At 58.6% G+C, this 18,200-nt stretch carries 16 protein-coding genes; 5 read left to right on the plus strand and 11 right to left on the minus strand.

Translation table 11 applies throughout. The features are described 5' to 3' along the window. Positions 1–13 precede the first annotated feature (13 nt). From AC0TOY_RS14475 to puuD, 4 genes are all read right to left on the minus strand, one after another. Positions 14–1,294, minus strand: coding sequence for an NAD(P)/FAD-dependent oxidoreductase (locus AC0TOY_RS14475; protein ID WP_063621496.1), 1,281 nt, complete (start codon positions 1,292–1,294; stop codon positions 14–16). Continuing rightward, positions 1,291–2,784 (minus strand): aldehyde dehydrogenase PuuC, encoded by a 1,494-nt coding sequence (gene puuC / locus AC0TOY_RS14480; protein WP_473721993.1) that lies wholly within the window; start codon positions 2,782–2,784, stop codon positions 1,291–1,293. The genes AC0TOY_RS14475 and puuC overlap by 4 nt, the downstream gene beginning before the upstream one ends. A 157-nt stretch (positions 2,785–2,941) precedes the next feature. Then, entirely contained in the window at positions 2,942–3,499 is a 558-nt protein-coding gene (puuR, locus tag AC0TOY_RS14485; protein WP_008502454.1) for an HTH-type transcriptional regulator PuuR, read from the minus strand. 25 nt (positions 3,500–3,524) lie between these two features. Next, positions 3,525–4,289, minus strand: coding sequence for a gamma-glutamyl-gamma-aminobutyrate hydrolase (gene puuD / locus AC0TOY_RS14490; RefSeq protein WP_045910614.1), 765 nt, complete (start codon positions 4,287–4,289; stop codon positions 3,525–3,527). A 213-nt stretch (positions 4,290–4,502) separates the two neighbouring features. Here puuD and AC0TOY_RS14495 point away from each other — a divergent pair, with 213 nt between their 5' ends. Together AC0TOY_RS14495 and AC0TOY_RS14500 are read left to right on the plus strand one after the other, a co-directional pair. After that, the gene (locus AC0TOY_RS14495) at positions 4,503–5,921 is read left to right on the plus strand and encodes a glutamine synthetase family protein (protein WP_008502452.1); all 1,419 of its coding nucleotides are present in this window, start codon (positions 4,503–4,505) and stop codon (positions 5,919–5,921) included. A gap of 356 nt (positions 5,922–6,277) precedes the next feature. Continuing rightward, positions 6,278–7,669 (plus strand): APC family permease, encoded by a 1,392-nt coding sequence (locus tag AC0TOY_RS14500; protein ID WP_008502450.1) that lies wholly within the window; start codon positions 6,278–6,280, stop codon positions 7,667–7,669. Positions 7,670–7,733: 64 nt separating this feature from the next. Here the strand turns inward: AC0TOY_RS14500 and AC0TOY_RS14505 are convergent, their stop codons facing one another. Then, positions 7,734–8,987 (minus strand): MFS transporter, encoded by a 1,254-nt coding sequence (locus AC0TOY_RS14505; RefSeq protein ID WP_048030688.1) that lies wholly within the window; start codon positions 8,985–8,987, stop codon positions 7,734–7,736. Between the two features lie 121 nt (positions 8,988–9,108). Between AC0TOY_RS14505 and AC0TOY_RS14510 the strand changes: the two genes are divergently transcribed. The 3 genes from AC0TOY_RS14510 (at position 9,109) to bioD (ending at position 12,182) form a co-directional block, all read left to right on the plus strand. After that, positions 9,109–10,041, plus strand: coding sequence for a LysR family transcriptional regulator (locus tag AC0TOY_RS14510; RefSeq protein WP_045910383.1), 933 nt, complete (start codon positions 9,109–9,111; stop codon positions 10,039–10,041). Positions 10,042–10,135: 94 nt separating this feature from the next. After that, complete coding sequence (mlc, locus tag AC0TOY_RS14515) at positions 10,136–11,356, plus strand: sugar metabolism global transcriptional regulator Mlc (RefSeq protein WP_045910384.1); 1,221 nt, start codon at positions 10,136–10,138, stop codon at positions 11,354–11,356. Between the two features lie 130 nt (positions 11,357–11,486). Beyond that, on the plus strand, positions 11,487–12,182 hold the full coding sequence (bioD, locus tag AC0TOY_RS14520; protein WP_024909130.1) for a dethiobiotin synthase: 696 nt from the start codon (positions 11,487–11,489) through the stop codon (positions 12,180–12,182). Here the strand turns inward: bioD and clcB are convergent. The 6 genes from clcB to AC0TOY_RS14550 all read right to left on the minus strand — a co-directional run bounded on the left by clcB (position 12,117) and on the right by AC0TOY_RS14550 (position 18,185). Further along, the gene (gene clcB, locus AC0TOY_RS14525) at positions 12,117–13,427 is read right to left on the minus strand and encodes a voltage-gated ClC-type chloride channel ClcB (RefSeq protein ID WP_090417192.1); all 1,311 of its coding nucleotides are present in this window, start codon (positions 13,425–13,427) and stop codon (positions 12,117–12,119) included. The two genes, bioD and clcB, sit on opposite strands and share 66 nt — an antisense overlap. A 102-nt stretch (positions 13,428–13,529) precedes the next feature. Continuing rightward, positions 13,530–14,678 (minus strand): osmoprotectant ABC transporter ATP-binding protein OsmV, encoded by a 1,149-nt coding sequence (osmV, locus tag AC0TOY_RS14530; RefSeq protein ID WP_473721994.1) that lies wholly within the window; start codon positions 14,676–14,678, stop codon positions 13,530–13,532. Continuing rightward, positions 14,678–15,325, minus strand: a complete 648-nt coding sequence (gene osmW / locus AC0TOY_RS14535) for an osmoprotectant ABC transporter permease OsmW (protein ID WP_014169860.1) — start codon at positions 15,323–15,325, stop codon at positions 14,678–14,680. Before osmW ends, osmV begins: the two co-directional genes overlap by 1 nt. A gap of 8 nt (positions 15,326–15,333) precedes the next feature. Further along, positions 15,334–16,233 (minus strand): osmoprotectant ABC transporter substrate-binding protein OsmX, encoded by a 900-nt coding sequence (gene osmX / locus AC0TOY_RS14540; protein ID WP_024909127.1) that lies wholly within the window; start codon positions 16,231–16,233, stop codon positions 15,334–15,336. Between the two features lie 18 nt (positions 16,234–16,251). After that, positions 16,252–16,962, minus strand: a complete 711-nt coding sequence (osmY, locus tag AC0TOY_RS14545) for an osmoprotectant ABC transporter permease OsmY (RefSeq protein ID WP_473721995.1) — start codon at positions 16,960–16,962, stop codon at positions 16,252–16,254. Between the two features lie 275 nt (positions 16,963–17,237). Next, positions 17,238–18,185: an NAD-dependent epimerase/dehydratase family protein gene (locus AC0TOY_RS14550; RefSeq protein WP_473721996.1), complete on the minus strand. Its 948-nt coding sequence runs from the start codon at positions 18,183–18,185 to the stop codon at positions 17,238–17,240. Positions 18,186–18,200: the final 15 nt, after the last annotated feature.

An 18,200-nucleotide genomic window follows, 5' to 3' on the forward strand; every position in this document is an offset into this window, starting at 1 on the left:
TTGTCGAAAACGATCATACGCCAAGACGATCGCGCAGGCTGTAATACGCCGCGCCCATCGCCGTGAATGGAATCCGCAGGCTGCGACCGCCCGGGAAGGGGTAGTGCGGAAGATTAGCAAACGCATCAAAGCGCTCAGCGTCACCGCGCAACAGTTCCGAGATCAGCCGTCCGGCCAGGTGGGTGCAGGTCACACCGTGGCCGCTGTAGCCCTGCATGTAATAGATGTTTTTATCCAGACGACCAAACTGCGGCATACGCGACAGGGTCAGCAGGAAGTTGCCCGTCCAGCGGTAGTCGATTTTGACGCCTGCCAGCTGAGGGAAGGTTTTGAGCAGCTTTGGCATCACCAGGCGCTCGACATCGTCCGGATCGCGCGCGCCATAGACAACGCCACCACCGTACAGCAGGCGGTTGTCGGCGGTGAGACGGTAGTAATCCAGCAGGTAGTTACAATCTTCCACGCAGTAGTTATTGGGGATCAGCGTGCGGGCGACCTCTTCCGGCAGCGGGGCGGTGGTCACCACCTGGGTGCCGCAGGGCATGCTGCGTTTTGCCAGTTCCGGTTCGATCTTATCGCCCAGATAAGCATTCCCGGCGACGATCACGTAGCGGGCCGTCACCTGGCCATGCTGCGTGCTCACCACGGCCGGGCTGGTGTGCTGAATGGCGGTCACCGGGGACTGCTCATACACCCGCCCGCCGTTCAGGCGAATGGCGTCCGCTTCGCCGATCGCCAGGTTCAGCGGGTGAATATGCCCCCCGCTGCGGTCCAGCAGCGCGCCGGTATAGCGTTCGCTGTCGACCTCCCGGCGGATGGCGCTGGCGTCCAGCAACTCGAGCTGCGTGTTGCCGTAGCGTTCCCAGTTGGCTTTTTGCTCCTCCAGTGTCTCCAGCTGCTTGTGGTTTAGCGCCACAAACAGCCCGCCAGGACGATAGTCGCACTGGATCTGATAGCGCTGGATTCGCTCCCGAATGATTTCCCCGCCTTCAAACATCATGCTCCCGAGCATTCTGGCGGCATCGGGCCCGTAGTTTTTCTCGATCACGTCGATATCGCGGCTGTAGGAGTTAACCAGCTGGCCGCCGTTGCGTCCGCTGGCGCCGAAGCCGATGCGCGCCCCTTCAAGGAGCACCACGTCATAGCCCATTTCGGCGAGATGCAGCGCGGAGGAGAGGCCGGTATAGCCGCCGCCCACCACGCACACGTCACAGCTGATCGACTCGTTAAGCGTCGGGAAAGGTTCGTAAGCGTTCGCGCTGGCCGCGTAGTAGCTGGTGGTATGTTCGGTCATGATTGAGGCTCCAGGGCAATCCAGATGGTTTTCAGTTCGGTAAATTTTTCCAGCGCGTGCAGGGACTTATCGCGACCGTTGCCGCTCTGCTTATAGCCGCCAAAGGGAACGGTCATATCACCGTCGTTATAGTTATTGACGAAGACAGAGCCGGCCTTCAGGCGGCGGCTCATGCGGTGCGCCCGGGAGAGATCGCGGGTCCATACCGCCGCGCCAAGCCCGTATTCACTGTCGTTGGCCAGCGTTAAGGCGTCCTCTTCGGTTTTAAATCGGGTAACGACCAGCACCGGGCCGAAAATCTCTTCCCGGCACAGCGGGGAGTCGGACTCGAGGTCGACAAAAATGGTTGGACCGACTGCGGAAGGCCATGATTGTTCCCGTCCGTCCAGCAGCAGCGAGCCTTTCCGGGTTCCTTCGCGAATAAACGTGTGGACGGTATCGGCGTGCGCAGCGTCGATGAGCATGCCCATCGTGCTGTCGGGGTCGAGCGGATCGCCCGGCTGCCAGTGACGGGCCTGCGCTTTCAGCTTGGTCAGGAATTCATCGGCGATGCTCTCTTCGAGCAGCAGGCGGGTACCGGCGATACAGACTTGCCCCTGGTTGTAAAAAATCCCGGCGGCGGTCGCGCTCACGGCCTTGTCCAGGTCCGGACAGTCGGCAAAGATAATGTTGGCGCTCTTGCCGCCAGCCTCCAGCCAGACGCGCTTCATGTTGCTTTCTCCCGCGTCCTTCAACAGCTGCTTGCCGGTACGGGTAGAGCCGGTAAACGTCAGCACCTCGACCTCCGGGTGCAGTGCCAGCGCCTGGCCCGCTTCGTGGCCGTAACCGCTTATCACATTCAGCACGCCGTCCGGCAGGCCCGCTTCTTTCGCCAGCCCGGCCAGGCGCAGGGCGGTGAGCGGTGATTTCTCCGACGGTTTCAATACCACGCTATTGCCAGCGATCAGCGCCGGGCCCAGCTTCCAGCAGGCCAGCAGCAGCGGGAAGTTCCAGGGGACGATGGCCGCAACAACCCCGATGGGCTCGCGCACGATCATCGCCAGCTCGCCCGGCCCCGTAGGCGCCACTTCGCCGTAGACTTTATCCGCCGCTTCGGCGTACCAGCGAATGGCGCGCGCCGCGCCGGGAATATCGTCGCGCAGGCTGTGGCGGATGGGTTTACCGGTGTCCAGCGTTTCCAGTAAGGCCAGCTCTTCGCTATGGCGTTCCATTAAATCGGCGAGCGTATTTAGCACGGCCTTGCGCTGCGCCGGAGACGCCTGCGACCAGTCACCGCGCTCAAATACCTCACGCGCGGCCTGAACCGCGCGGTCCACGTCCGCCTGTTTGCCCCGGGCGACGTTCGCCAGCGTCTGCTGGGTCGCGGGATTGACGGTGTCAAACGTGGTGTTATCGGCGGCGTCACAATAGACGCCGTTAATAAATAACCGGGTCTCAATGGCGCTGTTTTTTGCTTTATCCTGCCAGTAAGTCAGGTGCTGAAAATGCATATTCACTCCTTTCTTTCGCAATCAGATAAATAAAGGCATGGCCGTTTCAGGCAATACGAAGCCGTGGGGCATCCCGGGAATTAACCCGTTAAATGCCGACAGCGATCGTTTTTATGTGTCCCGGCGTAAGCGCGCTTACGCCGGGACTGAGTGGTAATTAGAACGTGGTGGGGGTGTGGGCACTGATAATGCGGCAGATGCCTGCCGAGGTGTTGCTGAAGCTGTGTGGTATGCCGGTATTGATGGCATAGCTCTGCCCCGCAACCAGGTGATATTGCTGGCCATTAATGGTTAACAATATTTCACCTTCCAGTATCGTACCGATCTCCTCACCCTGGTGTTTGATCCTCTCTCCGGTCGTGGTTCCAGGCTGGTAAGTTTCAAAAATCATCGCCAGCGTACGGTTCGGATTTCCGTTATGAACCAGCTTCATCGAAACCCCCTGACTGCCTATTTCGATAAGGTCTTCCTGATTAATAACCACCTGCGGTTCATCAGGTTTTTCCGGTTCCGAAAAGAATTCCGAGAGCGACAGCCCATAAACTTTCAGCAGCTTCTGTAGCGTACTGATGGCAGGACTGACTTTATCCTGCTCAATGGTGCTGATGGCACTGTGTGTTAACCCAGACAGTTCGGCGGCACGCCGCTGCGAGAGACCCAGCTGTTGGCGGATCTCAGACAGACGTTTCCCTGGCGCCAGTCCGTCATCGCTCATAGTTGCATTTCCTTTAGGGTAGTGGTCAAAGCCGCTGCTTCTCAGCAATGTGGCTTTGACAGGCGGTGATAAAACCTTCAAACAACATACGTGACAGGGCGTACTCGCTGCTGTTCCATTCGGGGTGCCATTGCACACCGAGGGCAAAAGGGTGGTCATGAACGCTGACCGCTTCGACCAGCCCGTCCGTCGAGCGGGCCTCCACGCGAAGCCGTGGTCCTAACGTCCGTGCACCTTGCCCGTGTAACGAGTTTACCCAAAATGTGTTACAGCCTGGTATTAATTGAGACAGCAGTCCTCCCTCCTGAACCTGAACTTCATGAGACGGGGCGTATTGTAGCTCAACCGGCAGTTCAGGATCTTCCCGGTGCTCAAGCAGGTCGTTCTGCTCGAACAGGCGGCGATACAGCGTCCCTCCCGTTGCAACAACCAGTTCCTGCAGCCCCCGGCAGATGGCGAAAATGGGGATGCGCCTTTCGAGCGCGGCGGCAATCAGCGCCATACTCAGAAGATCTCGCCCGGGATCGGCGTTAGGCTCATCGCCGTTTTCACCATAAAGGTGCGGCTGCACATTACTTGGGCTGCCCGGCAGGTAAATCCCGTCGAGGGTTGGGAGCAGAGCGGTAAGGAGCTCTGGCTCTGCCAGCGCATGCGGTAAGGCAATCGGTAAGCCTCCCGCGTTAATAATGGCATTCAGGTACTTTTCTTGCAGGGTCTGGGTCTCATGACCCTTAAGCCTGTTTCTACACATCACCACGCCAATAACTGGCTTGTTCATTATATTTTCCATGATCGCCCTCACAAAGTGGACTAAATTTAGGCCATAATCGCCTGCAAAACGGCCTTTTCGTTCAATATTTTCTCAATCTAGCAACGGGATCTGCCTTTTGCAAACTTAATTTAACATTTGACAAACAATTTATTTGCATACAGATTCGATAGGGTGGACATTATATTTGACAGTCCAGAGCAGCGAACGCAAATCCAAAAACGGTGGTAAATCATGGAAACCAATATCGTAGAAGTTGAGAACTTTGTGCAGCACACGGATGAGAGGCGGGGCAGCGCCTTTACGCAGGAAGTGAAGCGCTATTTAGAAAAGTATCCTGACACCCAGTTTATTGATGTCCTCCTGACCGACCTGAACGGCTGTTTTCGCGGCAAACGCATCCCGGTTGCCGGACTGAGCAAGCTTGAAAAAGGCTGCTATTTCCCGGCATCGGTTTTCGCCATGGACATTTTGGGTAACGTCGTGGAAGAGGCGGGCCTGGGGCAGGAGCTCGGCGAGCCGGACTGCATCTGCGTGCCGGTACCTGGCACCCTGACACCGTCCGCCGCCGACCCGGAATACATTGGTCAGGTGCAGCTCACCATGGTCGATGAAGATGGCGCTCCCTTTGACGTTGAGCCGCGGAACGTACTCAACCGACTCTGGCAGCAGCTGCGCCAGCGCGGTCTGTTCCCCGTGGTAGCGGTAGAGCTGGAGTTCTATTTACTTGACCGTAAACGCGATGCCGACGGCTATCTGCAGCCACCCTGCGCGCCGGGCACCGACGTGCGTAATACGCAGAGCCAGGTCTACTCGGTTGATAATCTTAACCATTTTGCTGACGTGCTGAACGATATTGACGAACTGGCGCAGCTGCAGCTGATCCCCGCCGACGGGGCAGTGGCTGAGGCCTCCCCGGGCCAGTTTGAGATAAACCTGCACCATACGGAAAACGTGCTCGATGCCTGCGACGATGCGCTGGCGCTAAAACGTCTTGTCAGGCAGATGGCGGAAAAACATAAGATGCACGCCACGTTTATGGCAAAGCCGTATGAAGAGCATGCGGGCAGCGGGATGCATATCCACATCAGCATGCAAAACAACCGAGGCGAAAACGTGCTCGCAGACGCCAACGGCGAGGATTCCGCGCTGCTGAAACGCGCGCTGGCCGGGATGATCGATCTGATGCCTGCGTCCATGGCGCTGCTGGCACCGAACGTCAACTCCTATCGCCGTTTCCAGCCGGGAATGTACGTGCCGACACAGGCGTCATGGGGACACAATAATCGCACCGTTGCCCTGCGTATCCCCTGCGGCGATCGCCATAACCATCGGGTCGAGTACCGGGTGGCGGGCGCTGACGCGAATCCGTATCTGGTGATGGCGGCGATTTTTGCCGGTATTTTACATGGGCTGGATAACGATTTGCCCCTGCAGGAAGAAGTGGAAGGCAATGGTCTGGAGCAGGACGGACTGCCGTTCCCGATTCGTCAGAGCGATGCGCTGTGGGAATTTATGCAAAACGATAGCCTTCGCGAGCGGCTGGGCGAACGTTTCTGCCACGTCTATCACGCCTGCAAAAATGATGAATTACTGCAGTTTGAACGCCTGATTACCGAAACTGAAATTGAGTGGATGCTCAAAAACGCCTGATGACGTGCCCCGGTAAGGGGCCGCTTTGTTTCATCTCATACGTATCACCAAACGGCCTGCGCGGAGCCTGGCCTAACTGTTTGCTGGCACGCCAGCTATCTCCCGGGAGTCGCGTTATGGAGCGCAGGCGGCACAGGGATTTTCTCAACGACACTGTGTGACGAGGTAGGAAATGATGCAGATGTTCAACTATCCGCAGGGCGAAGGGGGCCAGTCAGGCGCCTGCTGTGAGTGCGAGCCAGAGACGGTGCGCTGTTACGATCGCGTGTGTTCTTTACAACTTCCCCCTTTGCTAAGCAGGTTTGCGTTAAGGACAGCGCGATTGCAAACCACGGTAAGCATGGGGGGGACGGTTTATGGCGACTAACACCTCTCTTGACTCGCCGCGCATGGCCGGAAGAACCCGGCTGCGCAGTTCCCTCAAGCTCTGGCAGGTGGTCATGATGGGGCTGGCTTACCTCACTCCTATGACCGTGTTTGATACCTTCGGCATTGTGTCCGGTATCAGCAACGGCCACGTGCCCGCCTCGTATCTCCTGGCGCTGGCTGGCGTCATGTTTACCGCCATCAGCTACGGCAAACTGGTACGACAGTTCCCGGAAGCGGGTTCCGCGTACACCTACACGCAGAAATCGATCGGCCCCCACTTAGGCTTTATGGTCGGCTGGTCATCGCTGCTGGACTATCTCTTCCTGCCGATGATTAACGTGCTGCTGGCGAAGATCTACCTTTCCGCGTTGTTCCCTGAAGTTCCGCCGTGGGTCTGGGTAGTGGGGTTTGTGACGATCCTGACGCTGGCGAACCTCAAGAGCGTGAATCTGGTCGCCAACTTCAACACCTTGTTTGTGCTGGTGCAGATCGCCATCATGGTGGTGTTTGTCATCCTCGTGGTGCACGGACTGCATAAGGGGGAGGGCGTCGGCACCGTCTGGTCGCTCCAGCCGTTTATCAGCGAGAACGCTCACCTGATCCCGATTATTACCGGTGCGACTATTGTCTGCTTCTCTTTCCTCGGCTTTGACGCGGTCACCACGCTGTCGGAAGAGACGCCAAACGCGGCGCGGGTGATCCCCAAAGCCATTTTCCTCACCGCTTTGTATGGCGGGCTGATATTCATTGTTGCCTCGTTTTTCATGCAGCTCTTTTTCCCGACGATCGCCCGCTTCAAGAACCCGGACGCCGCGCTGCCGGAAATCGCGCTGTACGTGGGCGGCAAGCTCTTCCAGTCGGTGTTTCTGTGTACCACGTTTGTGAATACGCTCGCTTCAGGCCTGGCCTCGCACGCCAGCGTCTCGCGCTTACTGTATGTGATGGGGCGTGACAACGTCTTTCCGGAGCGGGTGTTTGGCTACGTGCATCCGAAATGGCGTACGCCGGCCCTGAACGTCATTATGGTTGGGATAGTGGCGCTGTCGGCCCTGTACTTTGATCTCGTGACCGCGACGGCGCTGATCAACTTTGGCGCGCTGGTGGCGTTTACGTTTGTTAATCTCTCGGTGTACAACCATTTCTGGCGGCGTAAGGGGCTGAACAAAACGTGGAAAGATCGATTCCACTATCTCCTGCTGCCGCTCATTGGTGCCGTCACGGTCGGCGTGCTGTGGATAAACCTCGAAGCGACGTCCCTGACGCTTGGCCTCATCTGGGCGGCACTGGGGATCCTTTACCTGACATGGCTCACGCGCCGTTTCCGCAAACCGCCTCCGCAGTTTGAAGCCGGTAAGATAGAACAGGCCTGGGATTCCTGAACGAAAAACGGCACCAGTACGCTGGTGCCGTTTTTCGGGAAACGGACATCCGCCCGCAAGCCTATTATTTCAGACGTTTATGAAGACTTGCGCCCACCAGCAGTGCGGCACAGAGCATCAGCGCGATAAACCCGCCCACGCCGTTCCAGCCGTAGTTATGCCAGAACACGCCGCCGAGCGTCCCGGCGATGCTGGACCCCAGGTAATAGCTAAACAGATAAAGAGACGATGCCTGACCTTTGGCGCGACGCGCGCGCGGGCCAATCCAGCTGCTGGCGACCGAGTGGGCCGCGAAGAACCCCGCAGAAAAGAGCAGCATGCCGGCAAAAATCAGCCACAGGGAGGAGAAGAGCGTCAGCAGCAGGCCGACCAGCATCACCGCCGTGAAGAACAGCATGACCGGGCCGCGTCCATAGCGTGCGGTCATCGCCCCGGCCTTCGGTGAACTCCACGTACCGGTCAAATAAGCCACCGAGAGTAAACCGACAATAGCCTGGTTCAGATGCCACGGTGAGAGCATCAGGCGATAGCCAATATAGTTAAACAGCGTGACGAAGGCGCCCATCAGCAGGAAGCCGGTCAGGAACAGGCGCGGCAGCCCCTTGTCGCGCCAGTGCAGACGGAAGTTGATAAACAGCGTTTTCGGGCGCAGCGATGTCGGGCGGAAATGACGCGATTCCGGCAGAATTTTCCAGAACATCAGGGCAGATGCCAGCGCGAAACAGCCGATGACCGCCAGCGCAATCCGCCAGCTAAAGAAGTCCGTGAATACCCCGCTCAGCAGACGTCCGCTCATCCCGCCAATCGAGTTCCCGCTGATGTAAAGCCCCATAGAGAAGGCAACAAAGCTCGGGTGGATCTCCTCGCTGAGATAGGTCATCCCAACCGCCGCCACGCCGCTGAGCGAGAGCCCGATCAGCGCGCGCATCACCAGAATGCCGTGCCAGCTGGTCATCATGGTTGAGAGTAACGTACAGACCGAGGCCAGCATCAGCGCGGTTACCATCACCGGTTTACGCCCAATGGCGTCGGAAAGAGGGCCGGTAAAGAGCAGGCCAATCGCCAGCATGCCGGTAGAAATGGAGAGTGAAACGCTGCTGCTGGCAGGCGATACGCCAAACTCATGGGAGAGCACGGGCAGGATCGGCTGAACGCAATAGAGCAGGGCGAAGGTGGCCAGACCGGCGGAAAAGAGCGCCAGTGTGACGCGCATAAATTGGGGAGTACCACGTTTAATGAACTGAACCGGCTGCGATGTTGCAGGTAAATCATTGATATCGCTTGCCGGATCGATATCAATGGTAGTTGTACGACTCACACAGTTTCCTTGCTTAAACATCCCCGTGATTTCTGGTGACGGGTATGACCACCTCTTCAGGGTAGGAAAATGTAAATATTCTGTCTAATATATTAATAATCTCAAATGATACTTTAGAAATATGAATATCGAGCTGCGTCATCTTCGCTACTTTGTCGCCGTCGCCGAAGAGCTGCATTTTGGCCGCGCGGCGGCACGACTGAATATCTCTCAACCCCCGTTAAGCCAGCAGATTCAGATCCTGGAGCAGCAGGTCGGCGCGCGCCTGCTGGCCCGCACCAACCGCAGCGTGAGCCTGACGGCGGCGGGCAAGCAATTTCTCATCGACAGCCGACAAATTCTGAGCATGGTTGAGGACGCCGCCGCTCGGGCAGAACGGCTGTATCTCGGGGAGGCCGGAGAGCTGCGCATCGGGTTTACCTCGTCCGCGCCGTTTATCAGCGCCGTCTCGGAAACGCTGTCGTCATTCCGCCGCCATTTCCCGGATGTTCATATTCAGACGCGCGAGATCAATACCCGCGAGCAGATTGCGCCGCTAAATGAAGGTTCGCTGGATTTGGGCCTGATGCGTAATACCCAACTGCCGGACTCGCTGGCGTGGGAGGTGATCCTGCGCGAGCCGCTGATGGCCATGATCCCACACGATCACCCGCTGGCGTCGCGTCCGACGGTGTCGCTGGCAGAGCTGGCAAAAGAGCCGTTTGTCTTTTTTGATCCGCAGGTCGGAACGGGTCTGTACGACGATATCCTGGGGCTGATGCGCCGCTACGATCTTGCCCCGGTCATTACCCAGGAAGTCGGGGAGGCAATGACCATTATCGGGCTGGTCGCCGCCGGGCTGGGTGTCTCGATTCTTCCGGCCTCCTTTAAACGGGTACAATTGCGCGAAATGCGCTGGGTGACCATCGCCGAAGAGGATGCCGTTTCAGAGATGTGGCTGGTCTGGGCAAAACATCGCGAACAGAGCCATGCCGCACAGCGCTTCAAACAGCAGTTGATGAACGCCTCCGCCGGGGGGCATTTTCAGGGAAAAGTGGGCAAAAATGTGCAGTAAATCACATGGCTAAGTAAATATTTGACGGCAGCCATGCAAGTGCTTCACCATAGCCAACAGTTTATTTCGAAGCTCGAAAATAAGGGAGTACGAGGTGGTCGCTGATAGTCAGCCAGGGCACATTGATCAGATTAAGCAGACCAACGCTGGCGCGGTATATCGCCTGATCGATCAGCTTGGTCCGGTTTCGCGTATCGATCTTTCGCGCCTGGCACAGCTGGCACCCGCCAGTATCACCAAGATTGTCCGCGAGATGCTGGAAGCGCACCTGGTTCAGGAGACGGAAATTCAGGAGCCGGGCAGCCGTGGCCGTCCGGCAGTCGGGCTGGTGGTGGAGACGGAAGCCTGGCACTACCTGTCGCTGCGCATCAGCCGCGGCGAGATCTTCCTTGCGCTGCGCGATCTGAGCAGCAAGCTGGTGGTAGAGGACCGTCTTGAACTGCCGCTCAACGCCGAGGAATCGCTCCTCGAGGCGATTGTCTCGCACATCGATCGCTTCTTTATCCGCCATCAGCAGCGGCTTGAACGCTTAACGGCGATTGCCATCACCATGCCGGGCATTATTGATACCGAAAATGGTATTGTCCACCGCATGCCGTTTTATGACGATGTCAAAGAGATGCCGCTGGGAGAGGTGCTGAAAAACCATACCGGCGTGCCGGTCTACATTCAGCATGACATCAGCGCCTGGACGATGGCGGAGGCGCTCTTCGGCGCGTCCCGCGGCGCGCGGGATGTGATTCAGGTGGTTATCGACCATAACGTCGGGGCGGGGGTGATTACCGACGGACGTCTTCTCCACGCCGGAAGCAGCAGCCTGGTGGAAATTGGCCACACCCAGGTCGACCCGTACGGTAAGCGCTGCTACTGCGGCAACCACGGCTGTCTGGAGACCATTGCCAGCGTGGAAAGCGTGCTGGAGCTGGCGCAGGTCAGGCTCAGCCAGTCCATGAGCTCCTCGCTGCACGGACAACCCTTAACGGTGGATTCACTCTGCGCCGCCGCGCGCCAGGGGGATCTGCTGGCGAAGGACATCATTACCGGGGTGGGGAATAACGTTGGCCGCATTCTGGCGATTATGGTGAACCTCTTCAACCCGCAAAAAATTCTTATTGGCTCACCGCTAAGCCAGGCGGCGGAGATCCTCTTCCCGGCGATTACGGCCTGTATTCAGCAGCAGTCGCTTCCCGCCTACAGCCGGAACATTGCGGTAGAAAGCACCCAGTTTTCCAATCAGGGCACGATGGCCGGCGCGGCGCTGGTCAAAGATGCCATGTATAACGGTTCGCTGTTGATCCGCCTGTTACAGGGTTAACTCTTTTCCGCAGATGTAAGAAAAATTGCGCTATCTCAAGCCGGGTAGCGCATGCATCCCGTAGACTTCCTCCACTGAATTATTTACCTGGTTTATATTTTCGAAGCATACCCAAGAGGTGGAGTGAGTCATGCTTAAGCGTTTCTTTGTTACTGGTACAGATACCTCTGTCGGCAAGACCGTCGTATCCCGCGCATTGCTGCAGGCGCTGGCAGCAAGCGGTAAACGCGTGGCAGGGTACAAACCGGTCGCAAAAGGGAGTAAAGAGACGCCAGAGGGATTGCGCAATAAAGACGCCCTGGTGCTGCAAAGCGTCTCGTCACTGGAGTTGCCCTATCACGCGGTCAATCCCATTGCGTTAAGCGAAGAGGAGAGCAGCGTAGCGCACAGCGGCCTGATTAATTATCCCCTGTTGTCCGACGGCCTGGCGAACCTGAGCGAGAAGGTTGACCACGTGGTTGTTGAAGGGACGGGCGGCTGGCGCAGCCTGATGAATGATTTGCGCCCGCTGTCTGAATGGGTCGTGCAGGAGCAGCTTCCGGTGGTGATGGTGGTGGGTATCCAGGAAGGGTGCATCAACCACGCGCTGCTGACGGCGCAGGCCATTGCCAATGACGGCCTGCCGCTGGTTGGCTGGGTAGCCAACCGCATCAACCCGGGCCTGGCGCACTACGCGGAGATCATCGACGTGCTGAGCACCAAACTGCCCGGACCGCTGGTGGGCGAGCTGCCTTATCTGCCACGCGCCGAGCAGCGCGAGCTAGCGCAGTACATCGATCTCTCTGCCCTCGGTGGCGTGTTGACCGTAGACAGAGTCGTGGCGTAACGTCCGCGACAATACGGACGCCAGCACGCAGGCGACCAGCAGGCCGGGCAGTAAAAAATACTGTCCGGTCATTTCACAGACCATCAGCGCCGACATAATGGGCGCATGCGTGGTCGCGGCAAGTAGGGTTGCCATTCCTGCCAGCCCCAGCAGAATCGCCGTTTCAGAACCCGGCAGCCACAGCGCGAAAAGCTGTGCAAACAGCATGCCTGTCGCCATGCCGACAAACAGCGTGGGCGTAAACACCCCGCCCGGCGCGCCCGATCCGCTGCTCGCCAGTACCGCCAGCAGTTTGCAGATAAACACCCCGGCAATCACCGACAGCAGCGGCGGCGCGAGCAGAAAAGCCTGAACCACGCTGTAGCCATTCCCCCACACCTTCGGCGTCAGAAGAGACAGCAGCCCGACGATCGCACCGCCCAGCGCTAATTGCCACGGTGGCGAAAGCTTGAGGCGCAGGAAAAGACCGTGGCTGAACGCCATCAGCCACATCAGCAGCGGCCCACAGAGACCCGCCACCAGCCCCATCGCGACCAGCAGGGCATAATCGGTAGCGGTGAGGATACCGCTCAGATGGACCGCGTAGAGCGTGCCGGTACCCGGCGCCAGAAGCTGCGTGGTGAGAAGCGCCACCACCGCTGCGATAACCACGGGCCCGAGCGAGGCCAGCATCAGGGTGCCAAACAGAATCTCCGCAATGAACAGGCTTCCGGCTAAGGGAGCATGGTAAGCGCTGGCCATCCCGGCGGCGGCACCGCAAGCTATCCATAATTTCCACTCGGATTTGGGCGTAAAGCGCCGGGCGAAAAGGGAGGCGGCGAGGGCGGCAAGCAGGATCATCGCCCCTTCACGCCCGATGGCGCTTCCGCTGGCAACGACCAGCAGTGAGGCGAGGGATTTAACCAGGCTGGCGCCGTAGTCAAACTGGCCGTCACCGGTCTCCAGCGCTTCCATGTAGTCGGTGGGGGCATGAGGCCGCTGCGCGGTCAGACGCTGCCATCCCCAGAGCAGCAGCCCGGCCGCCAGACCACCCAGCGCTGGCGTCAGCGCGCGCCGCCAGGGGGAGAGCGACGCGGCGGCATTCACCAGGCTGCCGCTGTCGTTGCTGAGAAGCAGCCACTCCAGCAGGTACATGCTGTGGCGGAACACCGCCACGGCCAGCGCGGCCAGCACGCCGGTGACGGTGGCAATCAGCAGTCGGCGAAACATCGCGCGGATGTCGGGGTACGTATGAAGACGTTGCATGGGTCGCGAGTCAACGGGAAAGATACAATATTGTGGCGGGAAATCGCGGGGTTAGCAAAAGGTATGCGTGCGGAAAAGCCGGGCAATGCCCGGCCTGAAAGATTAACTGTCGCTATGAATATTCAGCGCCCGGCGCGTACGTCCTGAACTCAGGTACTCGGCGATATAGTCCTGCGAAATCTCGCCGTTGTAGCGCCCGTCCTCATCCACGATCGGCATCCAGCTGGTATTACTCTCATACAGACGCGAAAGCACCACGCGCAGGTTATCTTCCGCTTTGCCGGTCATACGGAACGGATGCAGGATGTCGGCGCAGGTCCCGCTGGCGTTTCGCGCTTCGCGACGCTTCACAAAGCCCAGCGGTTTGCCGTGCTCGTCAACTACGGTAACGGCACGAATGTCATTATCATCCATGGTCGCAAAGGCTTCAGGGAGCGGCGTAGAGCCCCGCACCGTGATGGTCGGCTGTTGGTCGGTGACGTCGCCCGCCGAGACCAGCAGCAGACGCTTCAGGGTGCGGTCCTGACCGACAAACGAGCCGACAAACTCGTTTGCTGGTTTCGCCAGCAGTTCGTCCGGGCTGGCGCACTGCACGATTTTCCCCTGACGGAACACCGCAATACGGTCGCCGAGCTTCAGGGCTTCGTCGATATCGTGGCTCACCAGCATGACGGTTTTTTTCAGCTTGCGCTGCATCTCCAGGAACTGGTTCTGGATCACCTCGCGGTTGATCGGGTCCACTGCGCCGAAAGGTTCATCCATCAGCAGTACCGGAGGATCCGCCGCCAGGGCGCGGATCACGCCGATACGCTGCTGCTGGCCGCCGGACATCTCACGCGGATAGCGATTCAGGAACTTATGCGGATCCATCGCCACCATATCCATCAGCTCTTCGGCGCGGGTTTTACAGCGTGCTTTATCCCAGCCCAGCATGCGCGGCACGACGGTAATGTTCTCTTCGATGGTCATGTTCGGGAACAGGCCAATCTGCTGGATCACGTAGCCGATGTTGCGGCGCAGGGTGACGGTGTCCATCCCGCTGGTGTCTTCACCGTTGATCAGGATTGTCCCGCTGCTGGGGGTAATGAGGCGGTTAATCATCTTTAGGGTGGTGGTCTTCCCGCAGCCGGACGGGCCGAGCAGGACGCACATTTCCCCTTCGGGCACGTTCAGGTTGACGTTGTCCACGGCCTTAAAGGTCTGGCCGTGCTTCTGGGAAAATTGTTTGGTGAGGTTTTCCAGTTTTATCATTATCGAATCCCCTTTGGAGTCAGAACCACCTGCAGACGGTGCAGCAGCCAGTCGAGCACAATCGCTAAAAGACAAATCATCAGCGCGCCCGCAATCAACATGCGAATATCGCTTCCGCCGATGCCGTTGAGCAGCAGCAGGCCCAGGCCGCCCGCGCCGATCACCGCGGCAATCGCCATCACGCCGATGTTCATCACCACGGCGGTGCGGATGCCGCCGAAAATCACCGGCAGCGCCATCGGGATTTCGACCCAGCGCAGCCGCTGCCAGAAGGTCATGCCGATGCCGCGCCCGGCTTCACGCAGGCCCGGCGGCAGGCTGTCGAGCGCCGTATGGGTGTTACGCACAATCGGCAGCAGCGAGTAGAGAAATACCGCCGTGATCGCGGGCAGGGCACCAATTCCCTGACCGATCAGCGAAAACAGCGGGATCATCAGGCCAAACAGCGCAATGGACGGAATGGTCAGCACGATGGTGGCAATCCCCAGCACCGGTGTTGCCAGCCACTTGTGGCGAACAATCAGAATGCCCAGCGGTACGCCGATGAGAATGGCTAAGCCTACGGCCAGCGCCACCAGCCACAGGTGCTGCAGCGTCAGGGTTAACAGGTAATCCCAGTTGTCCAGAATGTAGTGAATCGTCTCCATAGCGCCTCCTACAGCAGCTGTTTGCTACGCAGGAAATCGCGGGCGACCTGCTGCGGTGACTGATGGTCGATATCCACCTTTTTGTTCAGCTCGGTGATAACGTCGTTGTTGAGCTGGGCCGAGAGGGTGTTGAGCGCCTCTTCCAGGCCGGGGTTGGCCTCCAGCGTGTCCTTACGCACCACCGGGGTGACCGCATAGCTTGGGAAGAAGCCTTTATCGTCTTCCAGCACCTTGAGGTCGAAGCCCTTCACGCGACCATCGGTGGTATAAATCAGCCCGGCGTCAACGAAGCCGTCGCGCACCGCGTTATAGACCAGGCCGGGGTCCATCTGACGGATCTGCGGGCGGTCCAGCTCCATCTTATAGGCCGCCTGAAGTGGCTTCATGCCGTCGCTGCGCCCGGCAAACTCCAGGTCTAAGCCCAGCAGCCAGTTCTTGTCCGGGTTGGTTTTACGGATCTGCTCAATCTTCGCCACCATCTCCGACATGGTGTTGATGTGTTCCGCCTCGGCGCGCTTGCGCTGCATGGCGAAAGCATAGGTGTTGTTCATATCGGCGGGCTTGAGCCAGACCAGACCGTGCTTCGCGTCCAGGCGTTTTACCGTCTCGTAAGACTCCTGCGGCGACATGCGCTTGTTGATGTGGTTAAAGATGATCAGCGACGTGCCGGTGTACTCCCAGGTCATGTCAATCTGCTTGTTGATCATCGCGTTGCGGGAGATCACCGTGGCAATGTTGGTTTGCGGCTGGACCTGAAAACCTTTCTTTTGCAGGTACTGCACGGTCATCGCCGAGAGAATGTGCTGCTCGGTAAAGCTCTTGGTCGCCAGAATCAGCGGGGCCGCCATCGCCTGGCTGGTGAACAGCGCCGCGGCACACAGCGCCGTCAGGCCGGAAAACAGTCTCATAAAAGCTCCTTGTTATTGTTATCGAGCGAGATGGGGACTCATCACGCGACCCAGCGCTGCCAGCAGGGTATCGAGGATCAGGGCGAACAGGGCGGTGGCCGCCGCGCCGAGGATCAGGGTCGGGAAATCGTTCAGATAAATGCCGGGGAAAATCAGCTCGCCGTAGCTGCTGGCGCCAATCAGGAAGGCCAGCGGCGCTGTACCGACGTTAATGGCGGTGGCGATGCGGATCCCCGAGAGCATGACCGGCCAGGCGGCAGGCAGCTCAACCTGACGCAGACGCTGCCATTTGGTCATCCCGATGCCGTTTGCCGCTTCCAGCAACGACGGCGGGACTGAGCACAGCCCGGCGTAGGTGTTACGCACGATCGGCAGCAGCGAGGCGAGGAACAGGGCGATGATGGCGGGCGTGTCGCCAATGCCAATCACCACCATTGCCAGCGCCAGAACGGCCAGCGGCGGCAGCGTGTTGCCGACGTTGAAGAGTTGCATCACATATTCGGCGATACCCCGCGCTGCCGGGCGGCTCAGCAGAATACCGGCTGGAATACCCACCAGCAGGGCAAAAAACATCGACGAGAAAACCAGAGTCATGTGCTGTTGCCCGAGATAGATCAGGTCAACCTGACGCGCCTTTATCGTCTCCATCCCGATCCCCCAGACGAGGAGGGCGAGGACCACGATAATGGCGCTGACAAACAGCAGCGAACGTTTGAGTAATGGGTGCATTGCGGTGTGTCTCCCTGTGCGCATGCGTTATAGCAACCACAGGTTGCCTGTTGTTATGCCATGTTTCGGCAGAGGTATTTCACCTATAGCAAGCGTTTGGGAAGGGTTCCAGCGAAGGGGTAGAATCAGTAACCCTATGAAAACATTGACAACCTCGGGTTAAGCCTTATGGCGTAAGGGCTGATTGAGGAAGAGGCAGAATAGTCCTAAAGACGAGAAGTGAAAGTGACGTTGTCACGAGTAATGGCCGCACCTCTGTCGGTGCGGCAGTGCATTTACGCTGTTTTGTGCGCTTTTGATCTCCATTCCTGCCAGATGTTTTCAAGACCCTGCCGGTATGAGGTGACCGCGAAGTCGGGAAAATGCCGCTTAAACTTCGTCGAATCAAACAGGTTATCAACGTCGTATCTGGGCAACAGCTCCCGCATTTCGCGCGCGCCCTGCGAAAACAGCGCCGTCGCGGCGAAGGCCAGCTCGCCCAGCACGGCGTAGTCCGCCTTCTGGCCGAAGATATCGCAGGCGAGGGTAACAAACTGTTGATACGTCAGCCTTTCATCACAGCAGGGCAAGTGCCACGTCTGCCCGTAGGCCTCAGGCGTATTGCCCAGCAGGGCGAGCGCGCGACTGGCATCCGGCGTCCAGATGAGGGTGCGAAGCGTATCGTCACGTACCGGAACTCGCGGGCGTTTGTGCTGCTTCAGCCTGTCGATAATGAGCGTATTCGTGAAGCTCTGCGTTCTCTCAGGCCCGTAAAACTCCGGGGCCCGACCGATGAGGACGGGAATGTCGCCCCGCTGCATTTCGGCAAGCACCCGGTTGGCCATCAGCGCACGCACGTTGCCTTTCCGCCCCCGGGGCGCAAAGCGCGTCTCTTCAGTTTGTGGCACGTCGCTCTGGGGGTACATGTAAGTATTGTCAAAATAGACGAATCTTGCGCCAGCCTTTCGCGTGGCCTCCAGGGCATTGTCCAGCATGGTTGGGAACTGACGCTCCCACAGCGCGGAATCAGGCGGCAGACCGGCGGTAAAATAGACCGTATCGCTACCGTTAATCGCCACTTGCGTCTGCTGCGCATCCAGAAGATTGGCCGCAACCGTGATATCGCTGGCGTGGACTTTCTGCGGATGGCGGCTGACCAGCCTGATATCGTCGGTATAGGCGCGTTTTAATTCGCGGGTCAGTTCACGGGCGATTTGCCCGCTGGCACCCAGAATAGTTTGCATATGAGCTCCCTGATG

This window comes from Enterobacter sp. PL_is379 (assembly GCF_055817355.1).

Coding starts and splice junctions, on each gene's coding strand:
- AC0TOY_RS14495 (WP_008502452.1), top strand. CDS start 4,503: ATGGAAACCAATATCGTAGAAGTTGAGAACTTTGTGCAGCACACGGAT.
- osmY (WP_473721995.1), bottom strand. CDS start 16,962: ATGCACCCATTACTCAAACGTTCGCTGCTGTTTGTCAGCGCCATTATC.
- osmW (WP_014169860.1), bottom strand. CDS start 15,325: ATGGAGACGATTCACTACATTCTGGACAACTGGGATTACCTGTTAACC.
- AC0TOY_RS14500 (WP_008502450.1), top strand. CDS start 6,278: ATGGCGACTAACACCTCTCTTGACTCGCCGCGCATGGCCGGAAGAACC.
- AC0TOY_RS14475 (WP_063621496.1), bottom strand. CDS start 1,294: ATGACCGAACATACCACCAGCTACTACGCGGCCAGCGCGAACGCTTAC.
- AC0TOY_RS14510 (WP_045910383.1), top strand. CDS start 9,109: ATGAATATCGAGCTGCGTCATCTTCGCTACTTTGTCGCCGTCGCCGAA.
- clcB (WP_090417192.1), bottom strand. CDS start 13,427: ATGCAACGTCTTCATACGTACCCCGACATCCGCGCGATGTTTCGCCGA.
- AC0TOY_RS14550 (WP_473721996.1), bottom strand. CDS start 18,185: ATGCAAACTATTCTGGGTGCCAGCGGGCAAATCGCCCGTGAACTGACC.
- osmV (WP_473721994.1), bottom strand. CDS start 14,678: ATGATAAAACTGGAAAACCTCACCAAACAATTTTCCCAGAAGCACGGC.
- puuR (WP_008502454.1), bottom strand. CDS start 3,499: ATGAGCGATGACGGACTGGCGCCAGGGAAACGTCTGTCTGAGATCCGC.
- osmX (WP_024909127.1), bottom strand. CDS start 16,233: ATGAGACTGTTTTCCGGCCTGACGGCGCTGTGTGCCGCGGCGCTGTTC.
- puuC (WP_473721993.1), bottom strand. CDS start 2,784: ATGCATTTTCAGCACCTGACTTACTGGCAGGATAAAGCAAAAAACAGC.
- puuD (WP_045910614.1), bottom strand. CDS start 4,289: ATGGAAAATATAATGAACAAGCCAGTTATTGGCGTGGTGATGTGTAGA.
- bioD (WP_024909130.1), top strand. CDS start 11,487: ATGCTTAAGCGTTTCTTTGTTACTGGTACAGATACCTCTGTCGGCAAG.